Raw genomic sequence first — 14,786 nt, forward strand, 5'->3', positions numbered from 1 at the left:
GTCGATGACATGAGCCATATAGACGCGGGCGCCGAACTCGACCCCGTGCATCCCATGGCCCTGCCCGTGAGCCGGCCGACCGGGCTGACCGCCGCCGAAGTGGCGGAGCGGCGTGCACGCGGGCAGGTCAACGACGTACCGGTGCGCAGCAGCCGGTCGCTGGGCGAGATCGTCCGGGCCAACGTCTTCACCCGGTTCAACGCGATCATCGGCGTGCTGTGGCTGGTCATGCTGTTCGTCGCGCCGATCCAGGACAGCCTCTTCGGCTTCGTGATCCTCGCCAACACCGGCATCGGCGTCCTCCAGGAGTGGCGGGCCAAGCAGACCCTCGACTCGCTCGCGGTGATCGGCGAGGCCCGGCCGACGGTCCGCCGTGACGGCACCGCCCTCCAGTTGGCCGTCCACGAGATCGTGCTCGACGACCTCATGGAGATCGGGCCGGGCGACAAGATCGTGGTCGACGGGGTCTGCGCGGAGGCCGACGGGCTGGAGATCGACGAGTCGCTGCTCACCGGTGAGGCGGACCCGGTGGTCAAACGAGTCGGCGATCCGGTCATGTCCGGCAGCTTCGTCGTCGCGGGCGGCGGCGCCTTCCAGGCGAGCAGGGTCGGCCGCGAGGCCTACGCGGCCCGGCTCGCCGAGGAGGCCTCCCGCTTCACCCTGGTCCACTCCGAACTGCGCACCGGCATCTCCACGATCCTCAAGTACGTCACCTGGATGATGGTCCCGGCCGCGATCGGGCTTGTCATCACCCAGCTCGTCGTCAAGAACCACGGCCTCAAGGACGCGGTGGCCCGCACGGTCGGCGGCATCGTCCCCATGGTCCCCGAGGGGCTGGTGCTGCTCACCTCCGTGGCCTTCGCGATCGGCGTCATCCGGCTCGGCCGGAAGCAGTGCCTGGTGCAGGAGCTGCCGGCGATCGAAGGACTGGCCCGTGTCGACACCGTCTGCCTGGACAAGACCGGCACCCTCACCGAGGGCGGTATGGACGTCACCGAGCTGCGGCCGCTGGACGGTGCCGACGAGGCGTACCTGCGCAAGGTGCTCGGCGCGCTCGGGGAGTCCGACCCGCGCCCCAACGCCTCCCTCCAGGCGATCATCGACGCCTACCCGGACAGTGAGGACTGGCGGTGCGTGGAGTCGCTGCCGTTCTCCTCGGCCCGCAAGTACAGCGGCGCCGCGTTCAGCGAGGCCGACGGCGACACCAGCACCTGGCTGCTGGGCGCGCCCGATGTCCTCCTCGCGCCCGGCGACCCGGCCCTGGCCGAAACGGAGCGCCTCAACGAGCAGGGACAGCGGGTACTGCTGCTGACCCGCACGAGCCGCGACCTGGACGCCCCCGACCCGGCCCGTGGCGGCCGCCCCACCGCGCTCGTCGTCCTGGAGCAGCGGCTGCGGCCCGACGCCGCCGACACCCTGCGCTACTTCGCGGAGCAGAAGGTCCAGGCCAAGGTCATCTCCGGCGACAACGCGGTGTCGGTCGGCGCGGTCGCCGGCAAGCTCGGCCTGACGGGGACCGCCCTGGACGCCAGGCACCTGCCCGGCGACAAGGACGGCATGGCCGAGGCACTGGACCGGGGGACGATTTTCGGGCGGGTCACCCCGCGGCAGAAGCGGGACATGGTCGGGGCACTGCAGTCACGTGGGCACACGGTCGCGATGACCGGCGACGGGGTGAACGACGTGCTCGCGCTGAAGGACGCCGACATCGGGGTCGCCATGGGCTCCGGCTCGGAGGCGACACGGGCGGTGGCGCAGATCGTGCTGCTGGACAACAGCTTCGCGAGCCTGCCGTCGGTGGTCGCGGAGGGCCGCAGGGTGATCGGCAACATCACCCGGGTGGCGACGCTGTTCCTGGTGAAGACCGTCTACTCGGTGCTCCTCGCGGTCCTGGTGGTCTGCTCGCGGGTCGAATACCCCTTCCTGCCGCGGCACCTGACCCTGCTGTCCACCCTCACCATCGGCGTCCCGGCGTTCTTCCTGGCCCTGGCGCCCAACAAAGAGCGGGCCAAACCGCACTTCGTGCACAGAGTCATGCGGTACTCGGTGCCCGGCGGTGTGGTGGCGGGAGCGGCGACCTTCGGGGTGTATCTGATCGCCCGGGGCTTCTACACGGGAGGCGACCGGCTGGGCGCGGAGACCAGCGCGGCGACGCTGACCCTCTTCCTGGTCTCGCTGTGGATCCTGGCGATCATCGCCCGCCCCTACACGTGGTGGCGGCTGACCCTGGTGGCCGCGATGGGCGTGGGGTTCCTGCTGGTGCTGGCCGTACCCGCCCTGCAGACTTTCTTCGCGCTGAAGCTGGTGGGGGTCACATTGCCGTGGACCGCGGTCGGCATCGCGGTGGTGGCGGCGGCCGCCCTGGAATGGATCTGGAAGTGGGTCGACCGCCGCTTTCCCGACTAGTACCCGGCAGGAAACGTCTGCGCGACGGGGCGAACGCTGCCTGTTGCGGCACTGGGTCAGGCTCACTTCACACCGACGTACACACCCGTGGCGCTGACCGCCGGGGTGGTCGTGGTGCCGGCGAAGCTGAAGCGCCAGTAGCCGCTGTAGTTCGCGGTGGCGCCGGTCTTCAGGTTGCCGTAGGAGTCGGTGTACACCGTCTTGATCGTGGTGTACGTGGTGGTCCCGGACTTGCGGAACTGGAGCTTGACCGGCTGGTTGGCGTAGCCGTGGCACAGGTTGTCGTCCCAGTTCGCGCGGGAGAGCTTGCCGGAGACGGTGAACGTCCTGCCCTTGTGGACGGACGTCGAGCTCACGGCGGTCGTCAGCTTGGAGTAGCGCTGCACCAGGGTGGCGCCGAGGCCGCTCCCGTCCTTGTAGCCGACCTTGCTCATGTCGGGGTTCTGCTGGTCCTGGCCGTTGAAGGCGACTGCCTCGGCGGCCACGTGCCAGGTGCCCGCGTCCGCGCTCTTGGGGTCGGCGTCGGTCGGGTAGATGTTGACGTAGCCCGTGCAGGTGGCCGTGGTCGAGGTGACATCCGTGCAGCCGGCCGGGTTGTCGCCGTACAGCTCGGGGGCCGTGTCGCTGTAGGTGCCGTGGTAGAGGAAGGCGTCGGTGTAGAAGTCGCTCGCGTGGATGTCCACGTCCGAGCCGTGCGTCAGGGTGTACGTGTACTTGGCGCTGACCTCGTTGGTGGTGCCCACCTTGATCGCCTTGGCGATGGACACGCTGGAGAAGCTCACATCGAGCTGTAGGGCGAGCCCGAGTCGGTGACGGCCTGTGCGGCCGGGACTGCGAGGGCGGTGAGGGCCAGGGCGCCGGAAGCGGCGGCCACGATGGCGCGTATGCGCATGTGCGCTCCCTTGGAGGGAGAAGTGATCGTGGAGTCGGTCGACTCACGCGATCAGATCCGCGGGGACCGCCGTCGGTTGTACGGCTGCTGCCCCCGCGGACCCGATTTTGTGCCGCGCTTACTGATCCATTACTGCACGTCGACGTAGTCACCCGTGGCGTTGACCGCCGGGGTGGTCGTGGTGCCGGCGAAGGAGAAGCGCCAGTAGCCGTCGGTCGAGGCGGTGGTCGTGGTCTTCAGGTTGCCGTAGGAGTCCGACTTGATGGTCTTCAGCGTGGTGTAGGTGCTGGAGCCCTTCTTGCGGAACTGCAGCTTCACGTACTGGTTGGTGTAGCCGTGGTACTTGTTGTCCTCCCAGTTGGCCCGGGAGAGCTTGCCGGTGACCGTGATGGTCCTGCCCTTCTTCACCGGCTCGGGGGAGGCGTTGACCGTCAGCCTGGAGTAGCGCTGGACCAGCGTGGTGCCCAGACCGCCCTGGTCGGCGTAACCGACCTTGGTGATGTCGAAGTCGGGGCTGCTCGGGTCCTGGCCGTTGTACGCGATGGCGAGGGCCGCGCCGTGCCAGGTACCGGCGTCGGAGTTCAGCAGCTCGCTGTCGGCCGGGTAGATGTCGATGTTGCCCTTGCAGCTGGCGGTGGTCGACGAGGTGGCCGTGCAGGTGGCCGCGTAGTCGCCGAACAGCATGTTGGTCGGCGTGTCGTACGAGCCCTTGTAGATGTAGGGGCCGGTGAGGAAGTCGTCGGCGGTGATGTCGACGTCCGCGCCGTGGGTCATCGTGTAGGTGACCGTGGTGGCGACGTGGTTGGTCGTGCCGACCTTCACCGCGCCGGCGATCTTGAAGTTGGAGAAGGTGACGTCCATCGCGTACGGCGCGCCGGTGGTGGTGGAGGAGGCGGCGAACGCGGTCTTGCCGGAGGAGGTGCCCTGGGCGGCCTCGCGGATCCTCAGGATGTCGGCCTTGGAGGGCGTCGCGGAACCGCCGGCGGCCTGCGCGGCAGGGACGACGAGGGCGGAGAGGGCCAGGGCGCCGGAGACGGCGGCCACGGTGGCGCGTATACGCATGCGTTCCCCTGTGTGGAGAAAGTGGACCCGAGGTCCAAAAGTGATCAGGGAGTCAGTCGACTCACGGGATCAGACCCGCGAAGGAATCGACTGGTTGTACGGCTGAAGCCGTGGGTTTCCGGCGAGTTCACCGGGCCACCGCACGTCGACGTCACCCGAGGCGGTCACCGCCGCGGTGGTCGAGGTGCGTGCGCAGGAGAGGCGTGCGGAAGCCGTCGGCCGGCGCGGCCGGGACGGCGCGAGTGCCGCCGACGACGGCGGCAGTGGCGCTGATACGCATGCGTTCCCCTGCGTGCGTGGCGACGAGTGAGTCCGGTGACTGCGGTGGATCAGACTCGGCACGCAGGGGAACGGTTGTACGCGCGTTCAGGAATTCGTAAGAGATTTCCGAAGACGGTGGTCCGTCAGTCGAACCAGCGGTCCCGGGCCAGCTCCTCCGTCCGCGACGGGTCCTCCAGCAGGGCCGCCACCTCGAACCGCCGGGGCCACTGTCCCGCCGCCCACGCCAGCCCGGCCGCGACCCCCTCCAGGGTGGCCGCGTGCAGCACGCCGTCGTCGGTGAGCCGCCAGTCGATCTCCACGCCGTCCACCACGAGTTCGTCGTGCTCGACGTACGTGTGGGGCGTGCGCGACCCGAGCAGCACCCGCACCGGCTCCGGAACCTCGTGCTCGGTCCCCTCGGAGTGCACCTCGCCGGTGACGGACTCGCTCAGCCGCCGCACCTGGAACAGCTCCGCCAGCTCGGCGGCGCGGGACGGCCGTACCGGCAGCAGCGGGATCCCGCCGGTGAACGGCAGCAGATCGGGCGAGTCGACCACGACCGCCTCCGCCGCGTCCACGACAGCCGCCCGCCCGTCGACCACGGCCCGCAGCTCCTCCGGCAGGGTCACCTGCTCGGGGTCCATCTCCGCCAGCGCCCCGTACAGGCCGTGCAACTGAGCGGGCGTCACCGTGCGCACGGGGTCGGCCAGCCGGTCCAGCAGCTCGGCGGCGCCGCCGGGCTCGTCCAACAGGGCCGCGACCGAGGTGCGCACGCCCAGGGCCCGCAGCACCTGCTCGTCCTCGAACCCGGTGGCGTCGGCCTCGTCGTACAGCCCGCGCAGCAGCGGGTCCCCACCGGCGGTGAGGAGCCCGGCCGGGCGACGGCCGTCGAGCACCGGGTGCCCGCGCAGCCACCAGGCGGTGTACGGCCGTACGGTCTCGTGGGTGCCGTCGTGCAGCAGGATCCGGACCGGCTGGGTGAGCGCGTCCCGCAGCGGGGGCTGCGCGAGCAGCGCGAGGGCCTCCGGCCAGCGGTCGTCGTCCACCAGGTCCAGGTCGCGCACGGCGACCAGCTCGGTGGCGACCGGCGGCACCGGGCTGTCCGGGAAGCGGTCGAGGATGTCCTCGCACCACACGTCGACGGCGTCCAGCAGCCCGGCGTCGTCGGGCTCGGCGAAGTCGCCCTCCCGGGGCTCCAGTTCGTCCGGATCGAGGACCACGTCGGTGGCGCGGACCAGGGCGAAGTTCGCGAGCACGCCGCAGGCGGTCAGCGGCTGCTCACCCCACTTGTCGGCCAGCTCGTGGTCCACGGCGGCCAGTTCGCCCTCGCGGATTACGCGGGCGAAGGGGCTGCCGGGAAAGACGAGTTCACCGGCCGGGGCCAGTTCCCCGTCCTCGTCGGGCAGTGCCAGCGCCCCCAGCCAGGGCTCGTCGCCGGGCTCGAGACCCGCATCCCGGACCAACGCGAGGACGGTGTCGGCCAGTTCCTCCGGGTCCGGGGCGTCCTCCTCCCATCCCCCGATCCCGCCCTCCTCGTCCAGCGAGGCGGCGACGGCTGAACGCACCTGCGGGGTCGTGAGCACCGCACGCGCGGTGGCGGGCAGCGCGCCCAGCTTCTCCAGCAGCGGGTGCGCGGCGTCCTCATGGGCCACCTTCAGGCCGAGCCGCCCGAGCACGTCCGCGTCGATGCGTGCGGCGTCGGGGGTGGGCAGCAGGACCTGCCGGGGCCCGATGGTGGTCCGGCATCCCCCCGTGCCGAAAGTCTCGGAGGTGCCCCCGGCGAGCGGCACCGGAAGCCCGGACAGCCGGTCGGGGTCGACCCCGGCGAGGCTGTCGTAGAGCCGCCACCACCAGCCGGGGTCCTTGTCCAGGCCGGCGAGCCGGTCGATGGCGTCGGCGAGCCGCAGCCGGGCGACCCCGAGCGTGCGCAGTTCGACGCGCCGCTCCAGTCCGGCGGGCAGCAGGGTGGGCAGTACCTCGGCGAGCACCCGCACGGTGTCCGCCCCGGCGCCCTCCACGACCTCGGCGTCCCGGGGCCGCAGGGCGTGAGGCAGATCGTGGTCCTCCCCCTGGGCGACGACGGCCGGGGGGAGGAAAGCGGTGCGCGGCAGCCGTTCCAGCACGGCCTGCCGCAGCGCCCCGTCCAGCTCGCCCTTGCCGAGCGGTCCCGGCACCAGGTCGATGATCCCGTCGGTCACCGGCCGCCAGTCGGCGAGCAGTTCGGCGTAGGCGTCGGCGGCGCGCTGCACCAGGAAGTCGGTGAGCGGGCCGGGGGCCGTGTGCCGGCGGGTGGCGTCGAGCGGGAAGGAGGCGATGAGCAGGGCGGGCACGCCGAGGGGCTCGTCGCTGGGGGTCGGCGCGTGCACGACGGGGGTGGTCCGCGGCCGCACCGGCCGCCCGTCCTCGTCCTCGGGTACGGCCCAGGTCACCGACCAGTTGGGGCGCAGCCGCTCCTCCACCGGCCGGTCGGCGAGCAGGTCGGCGGTGAGCGGCCCGTGTGCGGAGGCGGTGCGCCACCGGGTGGTACCCGCGCGCGAGTCCTCCACCACGACGACGGCGCCCTCGCCGCGCCGGCGCAGCGTCCGCTCGGCACCACCCACCTCGATGACGACCTCCTCAAGGCCCGGCAGGGCGAGGAGCAGGGCGTCGTCGACGGCGCTCAGCAGCCGTTCGGCGAGATCGGCGGCGGCCGCGTCCCGCAGCGGCAGGATGACGGCGGTGTCGTACGGGTCCGGGGCGGTGCCCTCGGCCGCGAACGGCAGCCGGAGCAGCGGCACATGGCCGTCCCGGCGCCGGACCTCGTCGCCGAGGCCCGGGCTGTGCCGGGCGGTCTCGGCGGCCAGTTCCCGCGCCTCGGCGAGGGACCAGCGGACTCCGCCGTGCCGGCCGACGACGGCGGGCTCGTCGGTCACCGCGAGCACGGCGGCGAATCCGACGCCGAACCGCCCGACGGCACCGTGGGTGACCTCGGTGTCCCGCTTGGCGGAGGCGCGCAGGGTGGACAGCGACTCGACACCGGCCGCGTCCAGCGGGGCACCGGTGTTGGCGGCGACGAGGACCCCGTCCCGGAGGGTGAGCCGCAGCCGCCCCGGCACCCGCGCCCGGGCGGCGGCGTCGGCGGCGTTCTGGGCCAGCTCGACGACGAGCCGGTCCCGGTAGCCGCCGAGGACCAGGTCCTCCTCGGCGTTGGCGTCCTCACGGAACCGGGCGGGGCTGGTGGCCCAGGCGTCGAGGACACCACGGCGCAGCCGGGCCGTCCCGAACGGATCGGCACCCTCGCTCGCCGGCCGCACGTACTTGCTGCTCACGTTCACACTCCTCATCACGCGTGAGGACGAAGGTACAGCGCGCACGGGAAGGGCTGCCGTCGCCGGGCGCACGACACCGACCGGCGCCCGGGGTGCTTTTGCGGCGGGTCGGGTGGGGGCGGCCAGTTTTCCGGCGCGGGCGGAAATCCACGGCCGGCGGACGGGCGCTGGAGCAGCTCCGCCGGCCGCGGAGGCTCGGACTGCTCCGCCGCTCGGCGGACGGGCACTGACACAAGCCCACGGATCGGCGGGCGAACACCGGAACCACGCCGCCCGTCACCCGGTCATTGCGCACGCGCTTGTCGGCGGAGGCCGCCGGACCCGCCGGCCGACAGACCGACGCCCGAACCGCCCCACCGGACGCCGTACTGCCCCACCCACGACGACCAGCCGCGTGGACCCACCCGGCCGCCACCCGGTCATGGCCACCGGCGGAGGCCGCCGGAACCGCCGGCCGACAGGCCGAGGCCCGAACCGCCCCACCGGTCGGCGGGTGCCGGAACTGCTCCGGAGGGCGGCGGCCACCGCGTCACCCGGCTCGGGCCGCCGACTTCTCGCCGCGGAGCCTGGGTCAGGAGTGGCCTAGTTCCGCGGTTTCCTCGTCGCCCGTCTCCGGGACCGAACCGGAGTCGCGGGCGGGGCGGAGAGCGAAGGGGTCGACCCGGGTCTCGTCGATGACCGGTGGGGCCGGCCGGGGCGGCTTCGGCATGACCGCCGCCTCGGAGTGGCCGCCGCAGCCGTAGGCCAGGGAGACCACACGGCCGTCGGCGGGCGAGAACTCGTTGGCGCACACGCCGAAGGCCTGGCCCAGGGAGCCGCCGATGGGTGTCAGGAAGCCGCAGGTCATACAGGCGGCGGGAGCCGCCTGGGCCATCGCGGTCCTGGGACCGTACGACTCCTCCCAGCGATCGGCGGCGGTGTGCAGGCCGTAGCGGGACAGCACCCGCGCCCGGCGCATGCCCAGTTCCTCGGCGACGGCGGCGATCGAGCCCCGGGACGGGGCCGTGGGCTGGACGGCGGGGGCGCCGGGGGTGACGTCCGCGTCCTCCGCCTCCGCAAGCTCCGCCATCTCCTCGGAGACGATCGAGTTCGGCGGCGGCTCCTCCTCGCCCGTGTAACCGGGCTCCAGGCGCAGGTCGTCCTGATCGGTGGGGAGCAGGTCGCCGGGGCCGAGGTCGCCGGGGCGCAGCCGCTCGCTCCACGGCACCCACTCGGGGGCGAGCAGGGCGTCGGGGCCGGGGAGGAGGACGACCTCGTCGAGCGTGACGATCTTGGCCCGGGAGGCGCGGGCCACGGTCGCCGCCCAGCGCCAGCCGCGGTAGCCCAGCTCCTTGCACTCGAAGAAGTGCGTGACAACGCGGTCGCCTTCGGAGACGAGGCCGACGTGCTCTCCGACCACACCTGGAGCGGCGGCCTCCTCGGCGGCGGCGCGGGCGAGATCGACCGCCTCGGCGCACAGGCGGTCGGGGGTGCGGCTTCGCGTTGTCGCTGCGCTCACAGGTATCGCTTCTCTCCTACGCCGTCTCGTCGAGGGCGGCTGCCTGAAGGCGGGCCTGCCGACGGAGCGGACCAGGGGACCGCATCGACGTCATGCATCCGCGCGCTCGGGCGCACCTCTGCCATCCATTCTGCGTTATGGCTGAGATACGCACGCTACACCGAACAAGATTCCTCGCCGCCACGCGGGATTCCTTCCCGACCGCCCATCGGGCTCTTCCGCGCGGTACCGCACTATCCGACCGCTTCTCAGGGCACTATGAAGCACGTGGCGACCGCGGACAGGCGTGGTGTTCGGGGTGGCGGCGCGAGCCGGGCCGGTGGCGCCGTCCGTTCCGTCGGCCGTGCCCTGCACGTCCCGGTCACCGGGGCGGCGCGCGGGATCCGCAGGGCCACACACGCGCACGGGGCGGGTGAGTCGGGCCTCGGCAAGCTGATCGAGCTGCACGCCGTCAACGGCGCGGGCGACGTGATGATCACCGTGGCGCTCGCCTCCACGGTGTTCTTCTCCGTGCCGACCGACGAGGCACGCGGCCGGGTCGCCCTGTATCTCGCCATCACGATGGCGCCCTTCACCGTCCTCGCCCCGGTCATCGGCCCGCTCCTCGACCGGCTGCCGCACGGCCGGCGCGCCGCCATGGCCGGGGCCATGCTCGCCCGCGCCCTGCTGGCGCTGGTCATCTCGGGCGCCGTGGCGAGCGGCAGCCTGGAGCTGTATCCGGCCGCGCTCGGTGTGCTGGTCGCGTCGAAGGCGTACGGAGTGGTCCGCAGCGCGGTCGTACCGCGACTGCTGCCGCCCCGGTTCTCGCTGGTGAAGGCCAACTCGCGGGTCACTCTGGCCGGGCTGCTGGCCACCGGTGTGGCCGCGCCGATCGCGGCCGGGCTGCACCGGGTCGGCGATCCCTGGCCGCTGTACGGCGCCTTCTTGATCTTTGTCGGGGGGACGTTCCTGTCGTTCTCCCTGCCGCCCAAGGTGGACTCGGCCAAGGGCGAGGACGTGGCGCTGCTCGCGGCCGACGAGCAGCATCTGCACGGGACGCAGCGCAGGAGGGAGAAGGAGCAGGTGAAGCGGCCGGGACTGCGGACGGTCGGCCCCGCCGTCACGCACGCGCTCGGCGCCAACGCGGCCCTGCGCTGCCTGTCCGGTTTCCTGATCTTCTTCCTCGCCTTCCTGCTGCGCGAGCACCCGCTGACCGGGGAGAGCGCGGCGGTCTCGCTCGGGATAGTGGGGGTCGCCGCCGGCGCGGGCAACGCCCTGGGCACGGCCGTGGGGTCCTGGCTCAGATCCCGCGCCCCGGAGATCATCATCGTGACCGTCGTCGCGGTGGTCCTCGGCACGGCGATCGTGGCCGCCGTGTTCTTCGGGGCGTTCCTGGTGGCCTGTCTCGCGGCCGTCGCCGGGTTCGGCCAGGCGCTGGCCAAGCTGGCCCTGGACGCGCTGATCCAGCGGGACGTGCCGGAACTGGTGCGCACCTCGGCGTTCGCCCGCTCGGAGACGCTGCTGCAGATGGCCTGGGTGTTCGGCGGCGCCGTCGGCATCGTGCTGCCGCTGAACGGCACGGTCGGCCTGCTGATGGGCGCGGTGTTCGTCGCCGTCGGCTGGCTGACCACCCTGAAGGGCCTGCTCGCCTGCGCCCGGCACGGCGGCCGACCGCACTCCCGGGTCGCCTGACCTGCCCGGGACCACGAACCGGCCACGATTCGCCGATCATGGGTACGGCTGGCGTAACGAACCGGGCACGTCGCACCCCGCGTGGGCGGACGGATCGGGGCGCCCGATAGCCTTCGGCCATGACCACGCTGCAATCCGCTGTGCGACGCCGCCGCGCCGTCGCCGCCGCCGGCCTCGTATCCGCCGGACTGCTCGCCCTGTCTGCCTGCGAGAAGCCGACGCCCGTCGCGACGGTCACCGTCGGCGACAGCTCGGTCAATTCCGAGGCCACCTGCTACAACGACGGCAACGCACTGGACGCCAGGTCGCTGGCGACGTGCGTCAAGAACGTCGGCAACGCCAAGTCGATCAAGGTCGACCAGGACGCGACGGTCCGCGTCGGCGTCGACCCGAAGATCGCGGATGCCGGCTGGGTCCTGCTGGTCAACGGCCAGCAGTTCACCGACGTCAGCAAGAAGACCTACCGCACCCTTCCGGGCAGCGCGTTCTTCAACCAGCAGTACGGCACCCAGGGCGACACCAACACCGTCACCATCCGGATGGGCGAGAAGTCCAACCAGGGCATGTGGTCGTTCAAGCTGAAGAAGGCCTGATCACGGCCTCTGCACGCATCCTCGTGGCCACCGCGGTCCCCGCCGAGCGGGACGCGGTGGCACGGGCGTTCCCCGGGGAACCGACCGAGGCACGGCTCCCCGGCGCGCTGCTGTGCCGTACCGCCGTCGGCTGGGATCTGCTCGCCGCCGGAGTGGGCCCCGCGCTCGCCGCCGCCTCCACCGCCGGCGCCCTGACCGCCGCCGCCCTCGAGGGCGCCCCGTACGACCTGGTCGTCTGTGCCGGGATCGGCGGCGGCTTCCCGCCCGAGGCGCCCGTCGGCTCGCTCGTCGTCGCCGACGCCATCACCGTGGCCGACCTGGGCGCCGAGACCGCCGAAGGCTTCCTCCCGGTCACCGAGCTGGGCTTCGGCACCGTCACCCACCGGCCGCCGGAGCCGGCCGTACGCCTGGTGTCCGAGGCGACCGGCGCCCGCACCGGCACGGTCCTCACCGTCTCCACCGTCACCGGCACCGCCGCCCGCGCCGCCGTCCTGCGCGCGAGGCATCCCGGCGCGCTCGCCGAGGGCATGGAGGGCTTCGGGGTCGCCGAGGCCACCGCCGCGCACGGGGTGCCCGTGCTGGAGATCCGGGCGGTGTCCAACCCGGTCGGCCCGCGCGACCGCGCCGCCTGGCGCATCGGCGACGCCCTCACCGCCCTCACCGAGGCGTTCGGGAAGCTCGCCCCCGCACTGGAGAGTTGGAAACCGTATGACCGCTGAGCCCTTGCAGATCGCGTACTCCCCCTGCCCGAACGACACCTTCGTCTTCGACGCCCTCGCCCACGGCCGCGTGGCCGGCGGCCCCGCGCTGGACGTGACCTTCGCCGACATCGACATCACCAACGGCATGGCCGAGCGCGGCGAGTTCGACGTGCTGAAGGTGTCGTACGCCGTCCTGCCGTACGTCCTCGACGACTACGCGCTGCTGCCGTGCGGCGGGGCGCTGGGCCGGGGTTGCGGTCCGCTGGTGCTCACGCGGGAGGCGGACGTCGATCTGACGGGCCGTACGGTCGCGGTGCCGAGCGAGAAGTCGACCGCGTATCTGCTCTTCCGCCTGTGGGCGGCCGACACCCTCGGCACCGAGAGGGCCGGGTCCGCAGGGGCCTCGGCCGAGGGGGAAGAGCGACGGGCGGGCGGCGTCGGCGAGATCGTCGTCATGCCCTTCCACGAGATCATGCCTGCCGTGCGGGACGGCAAGGTGGACGCCGGGCTCGTCATCCACGAGGCCCGGTTCACCTACCGGGACTACGGGCTGCACAAGCTCGCCGACATGGGCGAGCACTGGGAGCGAACCACCGGGCTGCCGATTCCGCTCGGCGCGATCATCGCCAAACGCTCGCTGGGCGCGGAGCGGCTGACCCGGCTCGCCGACGCCGTCCGCGCCTCCGTACGGGCCGCCTGGGACGACCCCGAGGCGTCCCGGCCGTACGTGATGGCGCACGCCCAGGAGATGGATCCGGCCGTGGCCGACCAGCACATCGGGCTGTACGTGAACGAGTTCACCGCCGACCTCGGCGAGAACGGCTACGCGGCGGTGCGCGGGCTGCTCACACGCGCGGCGGCCGAGGGACTTCTGCCGCCCCTCGGCCCGGATGCGCTCGCTTTCCCGTAGTACGTCCGCCTGTTTCCTCCCGAAACGACCGCCTAGACGTCCAGCTGGTCGGCGACCGCGCGGAGCAGGCCGGCGATCTTCTTGCCGGAGGCCTTGTCCGGGTAGCGGCCCTTCTCGAGCATCGGGGTGATGTTCTCGAGGAGGGTCGTCAGGTCCTGCACGATCGAGGCCAGCTCGTCCGGCTTCCTGCGAGTGGCGGCGGCCACCGACGGGGTCGGCTCCAGGACGGTCACCGACAGCGCCTGGTCACCGCGCTGACCGGCGACGACGCCGAACTCCACGCGCTGTCCCGGCTTGAGTGCGTCGACTCCGGCGGGGAGAACAGAGGAATGGACGAAGACGTCACCGCCGTCGTCGCGGGAGAGAAAGCCGAAGCCCTTCTCGCTGTTGAACCATTTGACACGCCCGGTCGGCACCGTCTGTCCTCGTCCTCGTACTAGTTGGGGAAACTGCTCGAAAGTGCTCTTGATAGCACTAGAGCGGGTCGTCCATGACCCGCTGCCACCAAGGCTAATGGTCTCGGGGCGGGTGACAAGACGTCCCCCGGTTGTTCCCTCGCGCTGGGAACTACCCTGGTCCGGTGCGTGACAAAACCCAAACGAATTCCGCCGCGCCCGGTGACGGGCTGATCCGTGCAGGTGCGATCGTCTTCTTCGTCGGGGCGGTGGCCACTCTGGTCACGATGGTGCCGCTGTTCCTCGGCACGAAGCCGTTTCCGACCTACATGTACGGCCTGAGCATGCTCATGGCCGTCGGTTTCCTCGTCGCCGGGGCGGGCGTCCTGCGGTCGATCGCCGCGAGCCGCCGTCAGGCGCGGGAGGCCTCGGCCTCCCGGTAACCGGCCAGCCACGCGGGGAAGGCGGACAGATCGTCGAGGACGACGTCCGCCCCGGCGGCGCGGAGTTCCTCGGCGGGGCAGGGGCCGGTCGCCACGCCGACCGACAGGGCTCCCGCCGTACGGGCCCCGCGCACGTCCCCGACGTGATCGCCGACGTACACACCGGCGGCGTACTCGCGCAGCGCCTCCGCCTTCCGCTCGGCCCACAGGCCGCCCACGACGACGTCCGGCTCGATGCCGAGGTGGCTCAGGTGCAGCTTGGCATTGGGCTCGTACTTCGCCGTGACCACCATCGTGCGTCCCCCGGCCGCCCGCACCGCGGCCACCGCCTCGCGGGCGCCGGCCATGGCGGGGGTCGCGGCGATGGCGAACAGCGGGTACATCTCCCGGTACAGGTCGGCCATCTCGGGCACCCGCTCCTCGGCGAACCAGTTGATCAGCTCCTCGGCGAGCGGCGGCCCGAGCCGCGTCACCGCCAGGTCGGCATCGATGAACGTCCCGGTCCGCTCGGCCAGCGCCGTGTAGCAGGCGTGGATACCGGGCCGGGAGTCGATCAGGGTCATGTCCAGGTCGAAGCCGACGGTGAATGTCATGTGCGGCATTGTGTCAGGGGGGTCTTCGGGGGGACGCAGCCGCAAGCCGGTCC

The 14,786-nt window shown here is 72.2% G+C and carries 13 protein-coding genes; 6 read left to right on the forward strand and 7 right to left on the reverse strand.

What is annotated here, in order from left to right; translation table 11 throughout:
• Positions 1 to 9: 9 nt before the first annotated feature.
• The gene (locus AC5WRT_RS01835) at positions 10 to 2,406 is read left to right on the forward strand and encodes an HAD-IC family P-type ATPase (RefSeq protein ID WP_496099859.1); all 2,397 of its coding nucleotides are present in this window, start codon (positions 10 to 12) and stop codon (positions 2,404 to 2,406) included.
• A gap of 62 nt (positions 2,407 to 2,468) precedes the next feature.
• Here the strand turns inward: AC5WRT_RS01835 and AC5WRT_RS01840 are convergent, their stop codons facing one another.
• The 5 genes from AC5WRT_RS01840 to AC5WRT_RS01860 form a co-directional block, all read right to left on the reverse strand.
• The gene (locus tag AC5WRT_RS01840) at positions 2,469 to 3,173 is read right to left on the reverse strand and encodes a hypothetical protein (RefSeq protein WP_496099860.1); all 705 of its coding nucleotides are present in this window, start codon (positions 3,171 to 3,173) and stop codon (positions 2,469 to 2,471) included.
• A 254-nt stretch (positions 3,174 to 3,427) separates the two neighbouring features.
• Positions 3,428 to 4,360 (reverse strand): hypothetical protein, encoded by a 933-nt coding sequence (locus tag AC5WRT_RS01845; RefSeq protein WP_496091863.1) that lies wholly within the window; start codon positions 4,358 to 4,360, stop codon positions 3,428 to 3,430.
• A gap of 151 nt (positions 4,361 to 4,511) precedes the next feature.
• Positions 4,512 to 4,640 (reverse strand): hypothetical protein, encoded by a 129-nt coding sequence (locus AC5WRT_RS01850; RefSeq protein WP_496091864.1) that lies wholly within the window; start codon positions 4,638 to 4,640, stop codon positions 4,512 to 4,514.
• A 124-nt stretch (positions 4,641 to 4,764) separates the two neighbouring features.
• Positions 4,765 to 7,944, reverse strand: coding sequence for a sacsin N-terminal ATP-binding-like domain-containing protein (locus tag AC5WRT_RS01855; RefSeq protein ID WP_496099861.1), 3,180 nt, complete (start codon positions 7,942 to 7,944; stop codon positions 4,765 to 4,767).
• 556 nt (positions 7,945 to 8,500) lie between these two features.
• Positions 8,501 to 9,427 carry a DUF3027 domain-containing protein gene (locus AC5WRT_RS01860; protein ID WP_496099862.1) on the reverse strand — a complete coding sequence of 309 codons (927 nt, stop codon included), beginning with the start codon at positions 9,425 to 9,427 and terminating at the stop codon, positions 8,501 to 8,503.
• 258 nt (positions 9,428 to 9,685) lie between these two features.
• Here AC5WRT_RS01860 and AC5WRT_RS01865 point away from each other — a divergent pair, with 258 nt between their 5' ends.
• The 4 genes from AC5WRT_RS01865 (at position 9,686) to AC5WRT_RS01880 (ending at position 13,302) form a co-directional block, all read left to right on the forward strand.
• Entirely contained in the window at positions 9,686 to 11,098 is a 1,413-nt protein-coding gene (locus tag AC5WRT_RS01865) for an MFS transporter (protein WP_496099863.1), read from the forward strand.
• Positions 11,099 to 11,217: 119 nt separating this feature from the next.
• Positions 11,218 to 11,691 (forward strand): DUF2771 domain-containing protein, encoded by a 474-nt coding sequence (locus tag AC5WRT_RS01870; RefSeq protein WP_496099864.1) that lies wholly within the window; start codon positions 11,218 to 11,220, stop codon positions 11,689 to 11,691.
• Positions 11,664 to 12,410 carry a futalosine hydrolase gene (locus AC5WRT_RS01875; RefSeq protein WP_496091869.1) on the forward strand — a complete coding sequence of 249 codons (747 nt, stop codon included), beginning with the start codon at positions 11,664 to 11,666 and terminating at the stop codon, positions 12,408 to 12,410. The genes AC5WRT_RS01870 and AC5WRT_RS01875 overlap by 28 nt, the downstream gene beginning before the upstream one ends.
• The gene (locus tag AC5WRT_RS01880; protein ID WP_496099865.1) at positions 12,400 to 13,302 is read left to right on the forward strand and encodes a 1,4-dihydroxy-6-naphtoate synthase; all 903 of its coding nucleotides are present in this window, start codon (positions 12,400 to 12,402) and stop codon (positions 13,300 to 13,302) included. Before AC5WRT_RS01875 ends, AC5WRT_RS01880 begins: the two co-directional genes overlap by 11 nt.
• A 32-nt stretch (positions 13,303 to 13,334) precedes the next feature.
• On the opposite strand, the gene AC5WRT_RS01885 is transcribed toward AC5WRT_RS01880, so the two are convergent.
• Positions 13,335 to 13,718 carry a cold-shock protein gene (locus AC5WRT_RS01885; protein ID WP_360160209.1) on the reverse strand — a complete coding sequence of 128 codons (384 nt, stop codon included), beginning with the start codon at positions 13,716 to 13,718 and terminating at the stop codon, positions 13,335 to 13,337.
• Between the two features lie 164 nt (positions 13,719 to 13,882).
• Between AC5WRT_RS01885 and AC5WRT_RS01890 the strand changes: the two genes are divergently transcribed.
• The gene (locus tag AC5WRT_RS01890; protein WP_496091871.1) at positions 13,883 to 14,140 is read left to right on the forward strand and encodes a hypothetical protein; all 258 of its coding nucleotides are present in this window, start codon (positions 13,883 to 13,885) and stop codon (positions 14,138 to 14,140) included.
• Here AC5WRT_RS01890 and AC5WRT_RS01895 read toward each other — a convergent pair.
• A complete protein-coding gene (locus tag AC5WRT_RS01895) occupies positions 14,110 to 14,733 on the reverse strand; it encodes an HAD family hydrolase (protein ID WP_496091872.1) in 624 nt (207 codons plus the stop codon). The two genes, AC5WRT_RS01890 and AC5WRT_RS01895, sit on opposite strands and share 31 nt — an antisense overlap.
• Between the last annotated feature and the right edge of the window lie 53 nt (positions 14,734 to 14,786).

The sequence above is a fragment of the Streptomyces sp. NTD91 genome, from assembly GCF_059510455.1.

What these genes read in the sequence shown, in the direction of transcription:
- AC5WRT_RS01835 (WP_496099859.1), top strand. Translation starts at nt 10, where the DNA reads ATGAGCCATATAGACGCGGGCGCCGAACTCGACCCCGTGCATCCCATG.
- AC5WRT_RS01845 (WP_496091863.1), bottom strand. Translation starts at nt 4,360, where the DNA reads ATGCGTATACGCGCCACCGTGGCCGCCGTCTCCGGCGCCCTGGCCCTC.
- AC5WRT_RS01850 (WP_496091864.1), bottom strand. Translation starts at nt 4,640, where the DNA reads ATGCGTATCAGCGCCACTGCCGCCGTCGTCGGCGGCACTCGCGCCGTC.
- AC5WRT_RS01855 (WP_496099861.1), bottom strand. Translation starts at nt 7,944, where the DNA reads ATGAGGAGTGTGAACGTGAGCAGCAAGTACGTGCGGCCGGCGAGCGAG.
- AC5WRT_RS01865 (WP_496099863.1), top strand. Translation starts at nt 9,686, where the DNA reads ATGAAGCACGTGGCGACCGCGGACAGGCGTGGTGTTCGGGGTGGCGGC.
- AC5WRT_RS01870 (WP_496099864.1), top strand. Translation starts at nt 11,218, where the DNA reads ATGACCACGCTGCAATCCGCTGTGCGACGCCGCCGCGCCGTCGCCGCC.
- AC5WRT_RS01880 (WP_496099865.1), top strand. Translation starts at nt 12,400, where the DNA reads ATGACCGCTGAGCCCTTGCAGATCGCGTACTCCCCCTGCCCGAACGAC.
- AC5WRT_RS01895 (WP_496091872.1), bottom strand. Translation starts at nt 14,733, where the DNA reads ATGACATTCACCGTCGGCTTCGACCTGGACATGACCCTGATCGACTCC.